The organism is Bradyrhizobium sp. CCBAU 11434, from assembly GCF_028128895.1.
Classification (GTDB): Bacteria; Pseudomonadota; Alphaproteobacteria; order Rhizobiales; family Xanthobacteraceae; genus Bradyrhizobium; species Bradyrhizobium zhengyangense.
Window position 1 is genome coordinate 118,383 of the sequence record NZ_LBJX01000001.1, and the last position, 16,318, is coordinate 134,700.

General features: G+C 64.6%; 14 protein-coding genes. 3 read left to right on the forward strand and 11 right to left on the reverse strand.

Features of this window, described 5'->3' with window-relative positions:
• Positions 1-229: 229 nt before the first annotated feature.
• Positions 230-1,531: an MFS transporter gene (locus XI06_RS00525; RefSeq protein ID WP_271604381.1), complete on the forward strand. Its 1,302-nt coding sequence runs from the start codon at positions 230-232 to the stop codon at positions 1,529-1,531.
• Positions 1,532-1,542: 11 nt separating this feature from the next.
• Here XI06_RS00525 and XI06_RS00530 read toward each other — a convergent pair whose 3' ends face one another.
• From XI06_RS00530 to XI06_RS00550, 5 genes are all read right to left on the reverse strand, one after another.
• Positions 1,543-1,701 (reverse strand): hypothetical protein, encoded by a 159-nt coding sequence (locus XI06_RS00530; protein ID WP_200469582.1) that lies wholly within the window; start codon positions 1,699-1,701, stop codon positions 1,543-1,545.
• An 80-nt stretch (positions 1,702-1,781) separates the two neighbouring features.
• Positions 1,782-3,545 carry a cytochrome b5 domain-containing protein gene (locus XI06_RS00535; RefSeq protein WP_237874283.1) on the reverse strand — a complete coding sequence of 588 codons (1,764 nt, stop codon included), beginning with the start codon at positions 3,543-3,545 and terminating at the stop codon, positions 1,782-1,784.
• A gap of 150 nt (positions 3,546-3,695) precedes the next feature.
• Positions 3,696-5,354, reverse strand: a complete 1,659-nt coding sequence (locus XI06_RS00540; protein WP_271604382.1) for a carboxylesterase/lipase family protein — start codon at positions 5,352-5,354, stop codon at positions 3,696-3,698.
• A complete protein-coding gene (locus XI06_RS00545) occupies positions 5,351-6,847 on the reverse strand; it encodes a carboxylesterase/lipase family protein (protein WP_271604383.1) in 1,497 nt (498 codons plus the stop codon). Before XI06_RS00545 ends, XI06_RS00540 begins: the two co-directional genes overlap by 4 nt.
• Before the next feature lie 22 nt (positions 6,848-6,869).
• Positions 6,870-8,207: an MFS transporter gene (locus XI06_RS00550; RefSeq protein ID WP_237874288.1), complete on the reverse strand. Its 1,338-nt coding sequence runs from the start codon at positions 8,205-8,207 to the stop codon at positions 6,870-6,872.
• A gap of 208 nt (positions 8,208-8,415) precedes the next feature.
• Between XI06_RS00550 and XI06_RS00555 the strand changes: the two genes are divergently transcribed.
• A complete protein-coding gene (locus XI06_RS00555; protein ID WP_237891370.1) occupies positions 8,416-9,063 on the forward strand; it encodes a TetR/AcrR family transcriptional regulator in 648 nt (215 codons plus the stop codon).
• Between the two features lie 168 nt (positions 9,064-9,231).
• Here the strand turns inward: XI06_RS00555 and XI06_RS00560 are convergent, their stop codons facing one another.
• From XI06_RS00560 to XI06_RS00585, 6 genes are all read right to left on the reverse strand, one after another.
• On the reverse strand, positions 9,232-10,017 hold the full coding sequence (locus tag XI06_RS00560) for an ABC transporter permease (RefSeq protein ID WP_271604384.1): 786 nt from the start codon (positions 10,015-10,017) through the stop codon (positions 9,232-9,234).
• Entirely contained in the window at positions 10,014-10,826 is an 813-nt protein-coding gene (locus XI06_RS00565; protein ID WP_237872643.1) for an ABC transporter permease, read from the reverse strand. The genes XI06_RS00560 and XI06_RS00565 overlap by 4 nt, the downstream gene beginning before the upstream one ends.
• Positions 10,827-10,895: 69 nt before the next feature.
• Complete coding sequence (locus XI06_RS00570) at positions 10,896-11,942, reverse strand: ABC transporter substrate-binding protein (protein WP_237862695.1); 1,047 nt, start codon at positions 11,940-11,942, stop codon at positions 10,896-10,898.
• 22 nt (positions 11,943-11,964) lie between these two features.
• Complete coding sequence (locus XI06_RS00575) at positions 11,965-13,272, reverse strand: NAD(P)/FAD-dependent oxidoreductase (RefSeq protein WP_271604385.1); 1,308 nt, start codon at positions 13,270-13,272, stop codon at positions 11,965-11,967.
• A gap of 15 nt (positions 13,273-13,287) precedes the next feature.
• Entirely contained in the window at positions 13,288-14,001 is a 714-nt protein-coding gene (locus XI06_RS00580) for an HAD family hydrolase (protein WP_271604386.1), read from the reverse strand.
• A 30-nt stretch (positions 14,002-14,031) separates the two neighbouring features.
• Positions 14,032-15,111 (reverse strand): ABC transporter ATP-binding protein, encoded by a 1,080-nt coding sequence (locus XI06_RS00585; RefSeq protein ID WP_271604387.1) that lies wholly within the window; start codon positions 15,109-15,111, stop codon positions 14,032-14,034.
• 210 nt (positions 15,112-15,321) lie between these two features.
• Here XI06_RS00585 and XI06_RS00590 point away from each other — a divergent pair, with 210 nt between their 5' ends.
• On the forward strand, positions 15,322-16,260 hold the full coding sequence (locus tag XI06_RS00590) for a LysR family transcriptional regulator (RefSeq protein WP_271604388.1): 939 nt from the start codon (positions 15,322-15,324) through the stop codon (positions 16,258-16,260).
• Positions 16,261-16,318 lie beyond the last annotated feature (58 nt).

A 16,318-nucleotide genomic window follows, 5' to 3' on the forward strand; every position in this document is an offset into this window, starting at 1 on the left:
TGGACGTCTCCAGCCGTGCAACAAGCCGCTGGAGACGTTTTGAGTCGATGTCACGAGACAGATTGACGCGGATGCCCTGAGCAAACCGGGACGCTGATATGCGCGCCGCCTTACGTGGGCCTTCCGGTGTTGACGCTGACACATGCGCGTTTAAGTAGGTGAGACAAAGACTGCAGGGATGGCGACGTTTGCTGGGCTGGTTCCCGTTGCCGTCACCTAAGCAGGACACATGACGACCTCGCCTCACGCGACCTCACCTCGCAATTCAGCGCCCCCTCATCTCGCCATCGTCCTGTTCTCGCTCGCAATGGGCGGCTTTGCGATCGGGACCACCGAATTCGCATCGATGAGCCTGTTGCCGTTCTTCGCGGCCGACCTTCATATCGACGAGCCCACGGCCGGACACGCGATCAGCGCCTATGCGCTCGGCGTGGTGCTCGGCGCGCCGCTGATCGCGGTGCTCGGCGCGAAGTTCGCGCGGCGCACGCAGCTCTTGGCGCTGATGGCCGTGTTCGCGCTCGGCAACGCCCTCACCGCGCTGGCGCCCGGCTTTGGTTCGATGGTCGCGGCCCGCTTCCTTTCGGGCCTGCCCCACGGCGCCTATTTCGGCATCGCCGCGCTGGTCGCCGCTTCGCTCGTTCCGCAACATCGCCGCTCGCAGGTGGTTGGACAGGTGATGCTGGGCCTGACCGTCGCCACCATCATCGGCGTGCCCCTGGCCAATCTGATCGGCCAGGCCGTCGGCTGGCGCGCGAGCTTTGGCCTCGTGTCGGTGCTGGCCCTGCTCACGGTTCTGCTCTGTGCGCTGTTCGCACCACGCGACCAGGCCGGCCGGTCGGACCCGCTGCGCGAGCTCGGCGCGCTCAAAAGCCGCCGTGTCTGGACGACGCTCGCGATCAGCGCCATCGGCTTCGGCGGCATGTTCGCCGTCTACACCTATCTGGCGACGACATTGATCGAGGTCACCAAGGTCAGCACCGAGGTCATTCCGTTCTTCCTGGCGATCTTCGGCATCGGCGCCACGCTCGGCAATTTGTTCGTGCCGCGCTTCGCCGACCGCGCCTTGATGCCGACGGCGGGCTGCATCCTGGTGTTTGCCACAATGGCGCTGCTGGCGTTTCCGGTTGTCGCCGGCAACCCCTGGCTGCTCGCGATCGACATCTTTGCGATCGGCGCCAGCGTCGCGCTGGGTGCCGTCCTGCAGACGCGGCTGATGGACGTCGCCGGAGACGCGCAGGCGCTCGCCGCCGCGCTCAATCATTCGGCGTTCAACACGGCCAATGCGCTCGGCCCCTTCCTCGGCGGCCTCGCCATTCGCCAGGGGCTCGGCTGGACCTCGACCCGTCCGGTCGGCGCGGGGCTCGCGGTCCTCGGCTTGCTGATCTGGTTCATCGCCTGGCGCGACAGCGGCCCTGCACCGGTCGAACACGTCTCAGGCAGCGACGCCGCGCCACGCGAGGCAGCTCCGCTGAAGCAGGCACCGCCGCTGGCGCCGCGTGAGCGGAGCCGTCCCAAGGAGCCGGTGGCCTGATTGCAACCCGCTCAGAACAGAGCGGCGTTGAGAGCCTGCCCGTAGATCATCGCGGCGACGAGCGAGACCAGTAGGCCCGCGCCCGAGAAGATCACGAGGATCTTCAGAGTTTCGACGTCGACATTGGTTCCCGTCGCGCGGGATATTGCTCTTGCCAGTGCAGCAATCATCGCCAGCTCCGAAGTCGGCCGCGTGGACACGGGGCCTGACTTCATCTAGCGCAGATTGGCGAGGCCGCCTGTGAAGCAGATTACAGGTGTTTTTGGCGATCGACCGGAACCTCAATGAGATCGCCGACGCGGAAGTAAGCCATGTGCGCGACCGCTTCGGCACTGTGGTAGTCCCCAAATTCCGCCGTGGCTTCCTTGCCGGCATACATTCGGGCAATTCCGGCGCCGCCGGGGTGATGGGGTGCCCACTCGGTAATGTCATAAACTTTCCCCGAGATGATGACCCAGCAATCGTCTCGGGTGTTGTGCCTGGCGACCTCTTCGCGCGTGACGCGGCGCGGAGCGCTGGCGGGAGAAGCTGGCTTCCATAGCGCGCCGGTCACCGTGGCGTAGTTGGTCTTGGCGGCGCGGCGGAAATCCCACGGCCCCAATCTCTTGTAAGGCAGCTCAGTGCCGATATTGCGGGCATCATAGGCGTAGATCCAGGAATCGTCCTCGCCGCCTCGCTTGTCGTGAGCAAACGCCGGGCTCACCCGCTCGTCCAGCTTCTCGAGCAGTGCCTTCTGCTCGGCGGTGTCCTTTGCTCGCAGATGATCGAAGGCGAATTTGGAGCCGAGTTGGAAGCGGGTGGCGCGGTAATGCCGCACGCGCTCGTAATGCAACAACGCTGTCGCGACATCGCCCTTGTGCAGCGTGAAGGCGCTGGCGAGCGCAGCCGCGTCCTCAAAGGATTGCGCAGCGCCCTGGCCGAAAGTTGGAAGCATTGGGTGCGCCGCATCGCCGAGAAGACAGATGCGGCCCTGGACCCAGGTTTCGAGGGCATCGCGATCGTAGAGGCCCCACTTGGTCGGGCGAACGATCGCCCCTGCAAGAGCGAGCAGGTCCTCGCGACTGGGGCTCCCCTCGAATGCCTCGCCCACCTCGCGAAGGATCTCTTCCCGACCGACGGGAAACCAGTCGCCCTCCTCTCGCTCGAACGCGGCCGAGTCGGGCTCGTAGCGGGCGATCCACACGTTCAACAACTCACCGCCGCGCACCCAATATGTCGTTGCCCCGCTCCTGTCATTGCGGTGGCGGTCCATGCTGAAAGAGTCGATCGGATTGTGGTCCAGCGCGCTGCCATCGGCCTTGCGGAGCGAGGCGACGACGGCTCGCGGAATGAGGCCACGAAAGCAGGTCACCTCGGTCCAGCGCTTGGGACGCGGGTTCGGCCACGCCAGTTGCAGCGTGCCGGAGTTGATGCCGTCCGCACCGACCAGGACCTCTCCGGTCGCGGTTTGGCCGTTCGAAAACGTCGCCGTGACCTCGCCGTCGGTCTGACGTAACTCGGTGAGCCGACAATCCATGTGCACAGTGATCGGGCACGGTGCCCCGCTATCCGGGCCGAATTCGAACACGCGCTTGTAGAGGCACATCAACAAGTCCAGCCTGTGCATGTGATGAAACCCGGCGCCGTCGCCCGCAGCGGTAACGTGATCGAACGGCCGCTTTGTCACGCTGCCATCCGCGTTGAACTGCCGTGTGGATTCCAGAATAGCCGCCCGGCCGCCGTCGATCGCCCCATCGGGGCCCTTGGGATCTCCCCCATCGAGGTCGACGCCCAGCCAACGGCATATCCGGGCCCCGTTGGGTGGAATGTTCAACCCGGCACCCGCGGTGCTCGGCACTTTCGTTTGCTCATAGACATGGATCGACGCGAACACGCCGGATTGTCGCAGTGCCAATGCCGACATCAACCCGCCCATCCCCGCACCGACGATGACAGCGCGCATCCTGTCTCCCTTCCGGGTTAAGCGACGCACCGATGTCCTGCCTCTCGGCGAGGGCAACGCGGATGCCGTCAAAACAGACGAGCAAGACTAGCCGCGAGCGAACCGGCGATAAAGCGGCTTCTCGCGTCGGCAGCGTATGCGCGCGCTGCACAATTGCGAAGGGTCAAATCCGGCTGAACGTCCGTCTCGGGGGACATCCTCCAGGGATCTGTGAGCCCCGCGCTAGTCGCGCGAAATCCGCGGCGTCGACGGCGTGACGTTGCCGGGCGTGTGGAACTCGAGCCGCGCCCGGTTCTCTTCGCGCACGCCCGAGATGTCGCCGAACTCGACATAGGTTTGCGCGTCCTGCTTCCATTGCGGCCATGGCGTTGCCGGCGTCGCGGGATTGCCTGATCGCGCGAAGGTCACGAGCGTATCCATCATGCGCTCGGACAACGCACGATCGAACTCGGTCCAGTTGCGCGTGGTGCGGAATTTGTTGAAGGCGTCCAGCGTTCCGAACCAGTAGGGCACATCAGAGGTGTGATAGGCGCCGATCCTCTGCGGGCTGTCGAAGAATTCGACACCCGGCGCGAAGGGATGCACGCGCGAGAACATGTACATGTAGAACGGCGCCTTTCCGGTCCTCGCCTGGGCCTCGGCCCAGTTGCGCGTACCGATCTCGACCAAGCCCTCGCGCGCGGCGAGCAGGCCCATGGCCTTCGCCTCGGCGTCCGTCTTGGCTGGATAGAGCGCGAGGAAACGATCGGCCTGATCGCCGTAGAGTTTTTTCGCAGCGGCGACGTAGGCCTCGAGCGTGCCGGCAGTGCGAAGGTCGTTCGAGCTCTCGTCGCTCGTGAAGCCTGCGACGGTCGCCACATCGTTCTGCTTGCCGGCCGCAAAGATGTTCGGGACGGTGTCAGGCAGCACGTAGCCGTCAATATCGAGCGGGACCGAGATCGTTCCGGCGCAGCCGAGCTGGCAATCCTTCTGGACCGCCAGGATCTTGTCAGCCTGGATCAGCCGCATCTCGGCCAGCGAGGACGCGCCGAGCGCCGACTGCACCTCGAGACCGATTTTCTCCGCGGCAGGAAGCGCCGGGAATTTAAACCTGACGTCGAACATGCTCAGACTCATCGCGAAGCCGCGATTGAACAAGCCCTTGGCCAGCGGGCTTGCCTCCAGCGCCGACACCGACATCGCGCCGGCCGACTGGCCGGTGATGGTGACGTTGTCAGGGTCGCCGCCGAACTGCGCGATGTTACGCTTGACCCATTGCAACGCCGCGACCTGGTCCATCAGGCCGTAATTGCCGGACGCGTGATTTTGCGATTCCGCTGTGAGTTCCGGATGGGCAAGATTACCCAGGATGCCGACGCGATAATTGAAGCTGACGAAGATCGTGCCCTTCTTCGCAACGTTCTCGCCGTCATACATCGCCATGCCGCTGGAGCCGAGCGTGAAACCGCCGCCGTAGATCCAGACCACCACTGGCAGCTTGGCGCCGGGCTTGGCATCCGCGCTCGCCCAGATGTTCAGATAAAGGCAGTTCTCGCTGGTCGCTTCCTCGCCGAAATAATGATTGAGATTGTGCCGGCGAAGCACCTGGATGCATTCCGGTGCCAGCCGGTCGGCATGATAGACGCCCTTCCACGCCTCGACCTTCTGCGGCGCGCGCCACCGGAGATCGCCGAGCGGCGGCGCGGCAAAGGGAATGCCGAAATAGGCCTTTACATTCGACGGCAGCACCTTGCCGGACACGGCGCCGCTGTCGATGCTGACGGGGTCGCCGGGAACGGGCGTCGCGACGATCTGCGCGGCGACGGGCGAAGCCACCAATATTGTCAGGAGCGAAGCGATCGAGATCGCGGACCACGGAGCGTTCTTGTTCAAAATGCTCATACGGCCTCCCTGATGTTCTTTTTATCGTTGTCGCCATTGCTCAGTTCCGCCCACAGGCGGGAGCGCACGCCTTCGTTGAGGGGAATAATATGAAACGGCTGGCCGAAAATGGCGAGCGGCTCCTTGCTCAGCTCGAACCGTGGCCAGGCTTCCGCGACATCGGGCTGGCCCGACGTCACGAAGCGCAGCAGGCTGGTTTGAAAGCGCGCCGCGACGTCTATATCGGCAGGTGTCATCGAGCCGCCCTTGCGCTTCAGGATCGGGCGGTCGATGAACTCAGGCAGATGCGCCCAGAGGCAGGCATTGTCGGCGCCATGCGTCGGTCCTTGCGACAGGAACGGCTCCAGCGCCGGGCGATGGTCGAACCGGCTGAGCCACACCATGCCGCCGGCGGCCGCGTGGCTCCGCGCGAGATCGGCCATCGGGCGATGCCAGAACGCGTCCGATAGCAGCGCCTCGTACGGATCTTCATCGGGACGCGCCGAGCCGCGATAGCAGGCCAGCAACCGTTCCCAGCCGGCATCACTGAGCGCGACACGCACGTTTCGCTCGGTGGTGCGGATCATCGCGGCCGGAGGCGTGCTCTTCAGGAACATCACCATCTCGTCGCGGCAGGAGCCGAGCCAGAGTGGAATGTCGCGCAAGGCGCCCCTGGCAAAGACTTCGCGCGGCTCGCGCGGAATCACGAGGCCATCGAGCACCGGACCGAACACGGTGCCGGAATCAGTTTCCTCCGCGATGCTGCGGCCGACGCGTTCGACGGCTGCGAAGAGTTTTGGCAGCGGCACGGATTCGATCGCACGCGGGTCTTGCTCGAGCTCGAGCGCGGCCAGCACGCGGCGCGCGACGATGTCGGCATGGTCGGCGCTCATGATGTTGCGGCCGGGCGCGCTCAGCGCCAGCGCGCGGGCGAACTTGCCCTTGGCCTGCGGCAGTGTCGCCAGCGCGATCACCATGGACGCGCCGGCGGATTGGCCCGACAGCGTCACATTGTCAGGATCGCCGCCGAAATTGGCGATGTTGGCGTGGACCCAATCGAGCGCAGCAAGTGAATCCGAGATCGCAAGATTGTTGGCCTCGGGCAAGCCGTGGCGATGCAGCTGCAGGAAGCCGAGCGGGCCGAGCCGATAATTGATGGTGACGATGACGGCCGGGCCGTGCGCGGCGAGGAAGCTGCCGTCATAATCAGCGCCGCCGCCGGTGACGAAGGCGCCGCCATGGATGAAGAACAGCACCGGGAGCAGGCGATCGGCGCCGACAGGTGTCCAGATATTGAGGCTGAGACAGGATTGCTCCGGCAGATCGAGATGTCCGGGCTGCGGCGCGTAGGGGCCGTAGTCGGTGCAACGGCGCGGCTCCGTCCAAACAATCGGCGGCGTCGCCTTGGCGAAGCGCCGCGCGATTGCGAACGGCACGCCCTTGAAAGCGCGGACGTGGCCCTGCTCGGCCCCGATAACAGGGCCGAGCGCGGTGGGAACAGCGTTGGTCAACATCGATCTCTGTCCCGTCATGCGCTCACGCGCGCCGCCTGCCGAGATCGGCGATGTCGACCTTGTGGGTCTCGCGCGCGGTTGATGCGGCCGCGGCCGAAGCAACGCAGCAGCCTGCGACGAAGATCGCAACCGGGATCCAGCCGTTCGGGCCTTCGCCGACGAGACTCGCGCTCACCAGCGGCGTGAAGCCCGCGGCGAGGAAGCCGAGCTGGGTGCCGATCGCCGTGCCGGAATAGCGCACGCGCGCTTCGAACATCTCCGCATAGAACGACGGCCAGATCGCGTTCGGCGCGGAATAGATGATGTAGAGGCCGATCGCGGCGGCGAAGATCGCAGGCGTGCTGCCTGACGTCACCAGCATGAAGTAAGGGAACAGCAGCACGGCGCAGCCGAGCACGCCGCCGATGAACACCGGCTTGCGGCCGATCCTGTCGGCGAGCAACGCCCAGAGCGGTTGCGCGAACAGCGCCACGACATTGCCGAGCACGCCGGCCCACAGCATGGTCGGACGCGCGACGCCGAACTTGCTGGTGGCATAGCCGAGCGTAAACACCGCGGTCATGGTGCTGACGGTCGCGATCAGCGCGCAGACGATGACGCGCAGCACATCGGGCCAGTAGTCACGCAGCAGCGCGACGACGGGAAAGCGCGCCACTTGCGCCTTGTCCTTGATCTCCTCGAACACGGGCGTTTCCGGCATGGTCCGGCGCACGAGGTAAGCGACCAGCAGCACCAGCGCCGAGAGCAGGAACGGAATGCGCCAGCCCCAGCTCAGCAGCTGATCTTCCGGCATGCTGGCGACGGGAATGAACACCAGCGTCGCCAGGATCGCGCCGGCCTGGGTGCCGCTCAAGGTCCAGCTCGTGAAGAAGGCGCGGTTGGAATTGGCGGAATGCTCCAGCGTCAGCGAGTTCGCCCCGCTCTGCTCGCCGGCCGCCGACAGGCCCTGCAACAGGCGCAGCAGCGTCAGGATGATGGGCGCGGCGTTGCCGATCGTCTTGGCGTCGGGCAACAGGCCGATCGCCAGCGTCGAGAAGCCCATCACCACCAGCGTGAACAACAGCACCGTCTTGCGGCCGATGCGGTCGCCGAAATGACCGAGGATGACGGCGCCGACCGGACGCGCGATGTAGCCGATGCCGAACGACAGCAGCGCGAGCAGAGTCCCGGTCGACGGATCGACATTGGCGAAGAACACTTTTGGGAAGATCAGCGCCGCCGCTGTGCCGTAGATGAAGAAGTCGTAGTATTCGAGCATGCTGCCGACGAAGCTGACCAGCGCGGCGCGCTTCGGCAGCTTATTTTGCGAAACGCCCGCGCTATCGGGCGCGTGCAGCGATGCAGTTGAGGTCAAGCTCATCAATCGTCCTCCCCGTGTGGCGGTCGCGGCTCGCGTCGTGCCCGTCCGGCTTTGCGCGCGTTTTTGCTTTTGGTTGCCGCAACCTTAGTTTCGATCCATAATGTACGAACTAGTACGTTTATGCAAGATCGCATCGAAAAACGTCGGATTGGGCGAAATTTGCCTTCACCTTCAAGGTGATCCATAGAAACGGGCGGGAGAAACAGTGATGCTCAAGCGCATGCCGGCCCCATCCAAGCGCACCAACGACCCCGAGCGCACCAAGCGCGACATCCTCGAAGTGGCGATGGCCGAATTCGCCTCGGAGGGTTATTCCGGCGCCCGCGTCGATGCGATCGCGGCGCGGACGCGCACGTCCAAGCGCATGATCTATTATTATTTCGGCGGCAAGGAGCAGCTCTATCTTGCGGTGCTGGAAGAAGCCTATCGCAGCATCCGCGCGCTGGAGGACCAGCTCGATATCGAAAGCTGCGACGCGCGCGAGGGCCTGCGCCGGCTGATCGAGGCGACCTTCGACCACGACGAGCGCAATCCGAATTTCATCCGCCTCGTCTCGATCGAGAACATCCACCACGGCAAGCATCTGAAGCAGAATTTGCAGCTGCGCCAACTCAACGCCAGCGTGATCGCGACGCTCGACAGCATCCTCAAGCGCGGCCGCAGCGAGGGCGTCTTCCGCGACGACGTCGACGCCATCGATTTGCATCTGGCCATCTCCTCCTACTGCTTCTTCCGCGTCGCCAACCGGCATACGTTCGGTGCGCTGTTCGATCGCGATTTGAGCGAGCCCAAGGTGCTGGCGAGGAGCAGGAGCCAGATCGTGGAGATGATTTTGGCGTGGCTGGAGAAGAAGTGAGCGCTTTGCAAAGACCTACGCGTTGAGACGCTGGTCGCCACACAATCTATGTCATGCCCCGGCTTGACCGGGGCATCCAGTACGCCGCGGCCGCTCGGTTCGACTACAACTGTCTCTGGAATACTGGATCGCCCGCCTTCGCGGGCGATGACACCGAGAATGGAGCCCTCACCCGCTCCTCTTCTGCCGCGCACTCGCCGCGAGCACCAGCAGGAACGACACCGCCGTCATCAGTGTCGAGATCGCCGCGATCGTGGGATCGATCTCGTCGCGGAGCGCGGTGAACATGCGCTTGGTCAGCGGCTGGTATTGGCCACCGGAGATGAACAGAGCGACGATGGTCTCATCCATCGCCGAGATGAAGGCGAAGATGCCCCCCGCAACCACGCTGGACTTGATCTGCGGCAGCGTCACCGCGAAGAAGCTGCGCAGCCGGTTCATGCCGAGGCTGCGCGCCACCATCTCCTGCGCGGGATCGAAGCTTTGCATACCCGCGAGCACCGAGATGACGACGTAAGGCAAGCCCAGCATCACGTTGGCCAGCACGAGGCTGGGCATGGTCGCGACCAGGCCGACCTTGGCATAGACGAAGAAGATGCCGATCGCGGTGATGATAACAGGCACCACCAGCGGCAGCAGCAATGCCATGTGGATGATCCGCGTGATGCGCAATTTCGACTGGCTGATGGCGTAGGCAGCGGCGACACCGCACGGCGTTGCGATCACCACGGTGAACAGCGCCACCGTCAGCGTCACGCGCGTCGCCTGCATCCAGGCGGGATTCGAGAAATACTGCTGGTACCAGCGCGTCGAGAACGACGGCGGCGGGAAGGTCAGGAAGCGCGCGCTGGAGAACGAGATCGGCGCGATGATCAGCACAGGCAGGATCAGATAGAGCAGCACCAGCGCGCTGATCACATAGAGGGCAATCCGAGCGGGCGAGATGCGTGTCATTTCTGCCCCAACACGCGATCGAGCGAGATGAACCGGCTGACGACGAAGAAGATCGCGAGCACGCCGAGGAGCAGAACCACCGCAACCGCGCTCGCCGCCCCGAACTGGTTGTAGAGCTCGACATTGCGGCTCACCAGCATCGACACCATCACGGTGCGGCCGCCGCCCAGCAATTCCGGCGTGATGTAGAAGCCGAGGCAGAGCACGAACACCATGGTGCAGCCGGCGAGCACGCCGGGCAGCGACAGCGGCAGGAACACGCGGAAGAATGTCAGCGACGGACTCGCGCCCAGGCTGGCGCCAGCCTGCATGAGATCGCCCGGGATCTTCTGCATGGTGGCGTAGAGCGGCAGCACCATGAATGGCAGCAGGATGTGCACGGTTGCGACCACCGTGCCGAAAGTGTTGTGGACCAGCGCCAGCGGCTCGGAGATCACGTCGAGATAGCGCAGGAATTGGTTGATCACGCCGGTGCGCTGGAGCAGCGCCAGCCACGCATAGGCCCGCACCAGCACTGAGGTCCAGAACGGCAGCACCACCAGCGACAGGATCAGGATGCTCCAGCCCTTCGGCACCGAATTGGCCAGATAGGCTACGGGATAGCCCAGCAGCAGTGCGATCACCGTCACTGCGAGGCTGATCTCGAAGGTCAGCGCGAAGCTGCGCCAGTAGATGTCCTCGGTGAAGACGCGGCGATAATTCTCCAGGGTAAAACCATCATGGTAGATCGACTGCCAGGCCAGCCAGCCGACCGGCAGCACGATCAGAGCCAGGATCACCAGCAGCGCGGGCGACACCAGCGCGAGCATCAGGCCGTGTTCGCGGCGCTGATGCTTTTGCGATGGATCTGGCACGGAAGTCGCCAAGGCTGACCTCGCCTACTTCTGCATGAACGACGCCCAGCGCTTCTCGGCAGCTTCACCCGCGGGCGAGGACCACCAGGCGTAGGACATCAACGCCTGCTTCGCCGCATTGGCCGGTTCGCTCGGCAATTGCGCGGCGCGCTCGGGCTTGATCACGTTGGTCTCGAACGCCTTGGGATTGCCCGGACCATAATCGATTTGCAGCGGCAGATTGGCCTGGTGTACGGGATCGACGGCCTCGTTGAGGAACTTGACGGCAGTGTCGAGGTTCGGCGCGCCCTTGAGGATGCAGAGCGAGGTGCTCTGCAAAATGCCCTGGTTGTAGGTGAAGGCGACCTTGGCGCCTTCCTTGGCGACGGCGCTGACGCGGCCATTCCAGGCCATCTCCATGTCGACCTCGCCGTCATTGAGCAGCTGCGCCGACTGCGCGCCAGAGGTCCACCACACCGTGATGGCAGGCTTGATTTCCTCCAGCTTCTTGAAGGCGCGGTCGACATCGAGCGGATAGAGCTTGTCGGGCGCAACACCGTCGGCCATCAGCGCCGCCTCCAGCGTCGCGAAGGGATGGTTGCGCAGTGCACGGCGGCCCGGGAATTTCTTCACGTCCCAGAAATCGGCCCAACTGTTCGGCGCGTCCTTCGGAAACGTCTTTTGGCTGTAGGACAGTACGCTGGAATAGAACTCATAGGAGACCGAATAGGGACTGCGATAAGACTCCGGCATCGCCCCGCCGTTTGGAATCTTCGAGAAGTCGAGCTTCTCGATCAGCCCCTGCTCGCCGCCACGCAGGCAGTTGCCGGTCGGAGTATCGACGACGTCCCAGATCGGCTTGCCGCTGCCGACCTGGGTCTTGATCGCGGGCCAGGCGTCGGGAATGGAATCCTGGTTGATGGTGATGCCGAGCTTCTTGGCAGAGGGATCGAGGATCGCCACCGTCTGCGCCTCTTGATAGGCGCCGCCTTGCGAGACGAAGGTGATCTGCTCGGCCGCGCTTGCCGAAGTGACCAATCCGATTGCGCTCAACAACGCACACCCAAATCCAAAACTCTGCTTCGTCATCATCCTCGCCTCCTTCAAAGTGATCTCACCGACCGATCGCATCGAGAAATTGGTACCAGCCGGCGACCATGCGCACGGCGGGCTCGCGCAGCGGATAGAACGGAATGGCCTTCATGCGGCTGACGTCGAGCAGTCCGACGTCGGGCGTCTCGCCGCGTGCGAAGGCGGCGAGATAGCGGCCCATCAGGCTCGACATCGCAACGCCCGCACCGTTGTAGCCCATCGAGACCAGCGTGCGATCGTCGATCCGGCCGATATGCGGCACCGAGTCCAGCGTCATCGCGACGAGGCCCGACCATTTGTATTCGAGCGGAACGTCGGCCAAATCAGGGAAGATGCCGACCATCGCCCTGCGCAGCGCGCCGAAGGCGGCTTGCGAGTCCTGCTTGCCGAAGGCGCCACGGCCGCCAAAGATGACGCGATTGTCGACCATGCGGAACCAGCGCATCATGCGCTTGGTCTCAGTGTAGGTGCGTCCCGTCGGCATCAGTTGCCCCGCGAGATTGCGCGGCAACTGCTCGGTCGCAATGAGGGCGCTGCGGAACGGGATCAGCGTGCGCTGCAGACGCGCGGTTGCATTGATCAGATCGGAATAGCTGTTGGTGGCGATGATCGCCTGTTTGGCGCGCACCGCGCCTTGTGGCGTTTCGGCGACGATGCCGCCCTGCTCGCGCCGGAGCCTGATCGCCGGCGATTCCTGGAAGATGGGAACGCCGCGGCGCGCCACGCCGTCGGCGAGACCGCGCAGGTAATTCAGCGGATGGATGCCGCCCGAGCCGGGATTGAGCACGCCGCCCACGAAGATGTCGGAGCCGGTCTCCTCACGCACGCCGTGCTTGTCGAGGATACGGACCTCGGCCGAGCCCATCTCGCGCGTCATCCAGATGGCTTCGTCGATCGCAGCCTTCAGCGTCGTCTCGTTATGCGCGGCCTTGACCTGGCCGGTGCGGGTCAGGTTGGCAATGGCAATGCCGTATTCGGAGACCAGCTCTTCGACCATGTCGGTCGATTCATGCGCGATCTCGTACATGCGCCTGGCCATGGCGCGGCCATGCGCGGCGTCGATCTCGCGGAACGACAGGCGAAACTTTGCGGTGATCACACCGCCGTTGCGGCCACTCGCGCCCCAGCCCGGCCTGACGGCCTCAAGCACAACAGGCGCGAGCCCGCTCTTGGCGATGTGGTGCGCGGCGGAGAGGCCCGTATAGCCCGCGCCGATGATCACCACATCCGCCTTGTGCTCGCCGGACAGCACCGGAAAGGCGCGCGCCGGCTCCGCTGTGGCTTCCCACAACGAGTTGGCCGATGGCAATGCGCTCCAGTCCCGTGTCATGCCGGCACTCATCCCTTACGCCGGCCCGATGGCGGCGTCAGCCAACGCCTTCAACGTCGGAAAGTGGAAGTCCGGCTTGGTCAGCGTTTCGACCGCGGGCGTACCGCCGAAACCAGCGATGCCCTGGCGGCGCTCGATCCAGCACACCTTATAGCCGAGTTTCCGCGCGATCCCGATGTCGTGGTACTGGCTCTGCGCCACGTGCAGGATGTCGGACTGCTTGTAGCCGAAGGCCGACTGACGGCCCCTGTTGTAGGCGAAGAATTCCGGGTTCGGCTTTGCCACGCCGGTGTCGTCAGCGCAGACGGTGTCGTCGAAGGGATTGCCGAGCGCATGCGCGTAAGCTGACAGCGCAACGCGGTCGGCATTGGTCATCGCCACCAGGCGGAATTTCGTGCGCAGGCGCTTCAGCGCCTCGACCGAATCCGAGAACGGCCCCCAGCGCAGCACCGAGAGCTGGAACATTTCGCAGGACGCATCATCCGCCGGCAGCCCGAGCTCGGTGGCGAGATGGCGATAGACGTGGAACATGACTTCGCTGGAGCGCTCGTAATGCTTGTCGCGGCCGCGCTTGTATGGCTCGAAGATCTGCTCGTCGCCAAGCTCGGCGGGGGTCTTGCCCGAGATCTTGCGCACCGCGTTGAGCACGCCGGTCTCGAAATCGATCAAGGTGCCGACGACGTCGAAGGTGAGAACCTTGAAATTGCTGAACGCGGCTTGGGTCGACATGTGCTTCTTCTCTCAGGTTGCAACAAGGTTTCAGTCCACCCGGGGCACGACGATGGTGTCCTCGGGGTGGAGAGTGACGGTGAGGCTGCCGCCGAGCGGCGGAATGCGGCCATAGGCCTGGTGATAGCTGGGCTGGCGCAGGCTGAGCGCGATCCCGTCGGCGAGCGCCAGGAAGATGCGCAGGCTCTCGCCCTGATAGATGATGTCGGTGACCGTTCCGGTCAGCCGGTTGCAGGCGGCATCCTGTGCGCCGTCGTCGATCAGCAGCTTTTCGCTGTGTACGGCGAGCATCAGTGCGTCGCCATTGGGAATGGCGCGGGCACTGCGCAGCAGCGCGTTGCCGAGCGCGACGCTTGTGGCGTCGACGCGGCGTACCGGCAGCATCGTCGCTTCGCCGATGAAACTGGCGACGAAGGAATCGGCGGGGTGGTCGTGCAGGCGCGCCGGCTCGTCGATCTGAATCAGCCTTCCGTCCTTCATCACGGCGACGCGGTCGCTCATGGTCAGCGCCTCGCGCTGGTCATGGGTGACGTAGATGATGGTCGCGCCGATGCGCTTGTGCAGCGTGCGCAGCTCGATCTGCATGGTCTCGCGCAGCTGCTTGTCGAGCGCCGAGAGGGGCTCGTCCATCAGGATCAGGCGCGGCTCGAAGATCATGGCGCGCGCCAGGGCCACGCGCTGGCGCTGGCCGCCGGAGAGCTGCGCGATGCCGCGTTCCTCGTAGCCGCCAAGGCCGACCATGCTGAGCGCCGCGCGCACCTTGTCAGGCCAGCTCGCTTTCGGCAGGCGGCGTGCGCGCAGGGGGAAGGCGACGTTCTCGCCGACGCTCATATGCGGGAACAGCGCGTAGTTCTGGAACACCACGCCGATGTCGCGCTTGTGCGGCGCCATGTAGGTGACGTCGCGGCCACCGAAGAGAATCGTGCCCGAGGTCGGCAGGATGAAGCCGCCCAAGATTCCAAGCAGCGTGGTCTTGCCGGAACCGGAGGGACCGAGCAGCGAGACGAACTCGCCGGCGCCGACATTGAGGGACACATCGTCGAGGGCGCGAACGGCACCATAGGCCTTGCTGGCCGACCTGATCTCGACGCTTTCCGCTCGTTTGTCCAACGATCGACCTCGCGCAATCCCGCAATGGCGTGCCTCACTGCACGCCATAAGCCTGCTTTATAGACAGGGTTTTGGAGCATTCGGAGGCGCGGCGTGCACCGCACCAAATCTGCTCTCACAGGCCCTGTGTTTAGGCTGTCAGGTCAATGACACCAGACTTGCGAAAATCCGGCAATTGCCAAATTCTCACGCGCCTCATAACATGACGTTATGCCTGAGCTCCGCCGCATGCTGCCCTCCAGCAACGCCCTGTTCGTCTTCGACGCGGCGGCGCGCAATGGCAGCTTCACGGCTGCCGCCGCCGAATTGAACGTGACGCAGCCGGCGGTGAGCCGCATGCTCGGGCAATTCGAGGAGCATCTCGGGGTCCGCCTGTTCGACCGAAAAGCGGGCCGCGCGGTGCTCACCGAGGAAGGCGAATTACTCTATCGCCGCGTGCTCGAGGGCTTTCGCAGCATCGAGACCGGGCTCACCGAGATCGAGCGGCGCCGCAAGGGCACCGAGACGGTGACGCTGTCGGTCTCCTCCGCCTTCACCACGCATTGGCTGATGCCGCGCATCGACAAGCTGCAGAAGCAGTTTCCGCAAGTCGATCTGCGCTTCCAGCTCATCTCCGGCGCGCTGCGCGGCGCGGTCGAGAATGTCGATCTCGGCATGCGCTTTCGCGATCGCGACGAGCCGTCCTCAGGCGGCATGCTGGTGATGAAGGAGGTGATGCTGCCGATGTGCAGCCCTGCCTATCTCGGCGAGACCGATCCCGCCGAGGGCAACACCATCATCCGCCTCGCCGAGACGCCGGGCGACTGGGCCGCGGATTACGCATCGCTGCTCACCGGACGCCGCGGCGCGGCCAAGGGGCTGAGCTTCACCGATTATGCCGTCGTGGTGCAGGCCGCCCTGCTCGGCCAGGGCATCGCGCTCGGCTGGCTCACGGTCGCCTCGCACTGGCTTTTGACCGGCGCGCTGGTGCCGGCCTCCGACAGGCTCACCACCACGCGCCGCATCTGCGAATTCCTGCCGCCGCGCAACCGCCCGATGCGCCCCATCGCCGCCGAGATCCGCGACTGGATCATCGACCAGATGCACAGCGAGATCGCGGCGATCGACAAGCTCTATCCCGAGCTCGGCGCGATGGCGGCGTGCTATTGAGAGCAACCGGCTGGTGGTCCGCTCGCGGACCGCAGCGACTTTCTCGCCCGAAGCGCGA

Excerpts from the sequence above, each read along its gene's own strand:
- XI06_RS00550 (WP_237874288.1), bottom strand. The coding sequence starts at position 8,207 with ATGAGCTTGACCTCAACTGCATCGCTGCACGCGCCCGATAGCGCGGGC.
- XI06_RS00560 (WP_271604384.1), bottom strand. The coding sequence starts at position 10,017 with ATGACACGCATCTCGCCCGCTCGGATTGCCCTCTATGTGATCAGCGCG.
- XI06_RS00570 (WP_237862695.1), bottom strand. The coding sequence starts at position 11,942 with ATGATGACGAAGCAGAGTTTTGGATTTGGGTGTGCGTTGTTGAGCGCA.
- XI06_RS00580 (WP_271604386.1), bottom strand. The coding sequence starts at position 14,001 with ATGTCGACCCAAGCCGCGTTCAGCAATTTCAAGGTTCTCACCTTCGAC.
- XI06_RS00545 (WP_271604383.1), bottom strand. The coding sequence starts at position 6,847 with ATGTTGACCAACGCTGTTCCCACCGCGCTCGGCCCTGTTATCGGGGCC.
- XI06_RS00575 (WP_271604385.1), bottom strand. The coding sequence starts at position 13,272 with ATGACACGGGACTGGAGCGCATTGCCATCGGCCAACTCGTTGTGGGAA.
- XI06_RS00530 (WP_200469582.1), bottom strand. The coding sequence starts at position 1,701 with ATGATTGCTGCACTGGCAAGAGCAATATCCCGCGCGACGGGAACCAAT.
- XI06_RS00540 (WP_271604382.1), bottom strand. The coding sequence starts at position 5,354 with ATGAGCATTTTGAACAAGAACGCTCCGTGGTCCGCGATCTCGATCGCT.
- XI06_RS00525 (WP_271604381.1), top strand. The coding sequence starts at position 230 with ATGACGACCTCGCCTCACGCGACCTCACCTCGCAATTCAGCGCCCCCT.
- XI06_RS00590 (WP_271604388.1), top strand. The coding sequence starts at position 15,322 with ATGCCTGAGCTCCGCCGCATGCTGCCCTCCAGCAACGCCCTGTTCGTC.
- XI06_RS00565 (WP_237872643.1), bottom strand. The coding sequence starts at position 10,826 with ATGCTCGCGCTGGTGTCGCCCGCGCTGCTGGTGATCCTGGCTCTGATC.
- XI06_RS00555 (WP_237891370.1), top strand. The coding sequence starts at position 8,416 with ATGCTCAAGCGCATGCCGGCCCCATCCAAGCGCACCAACGACCCCGAG.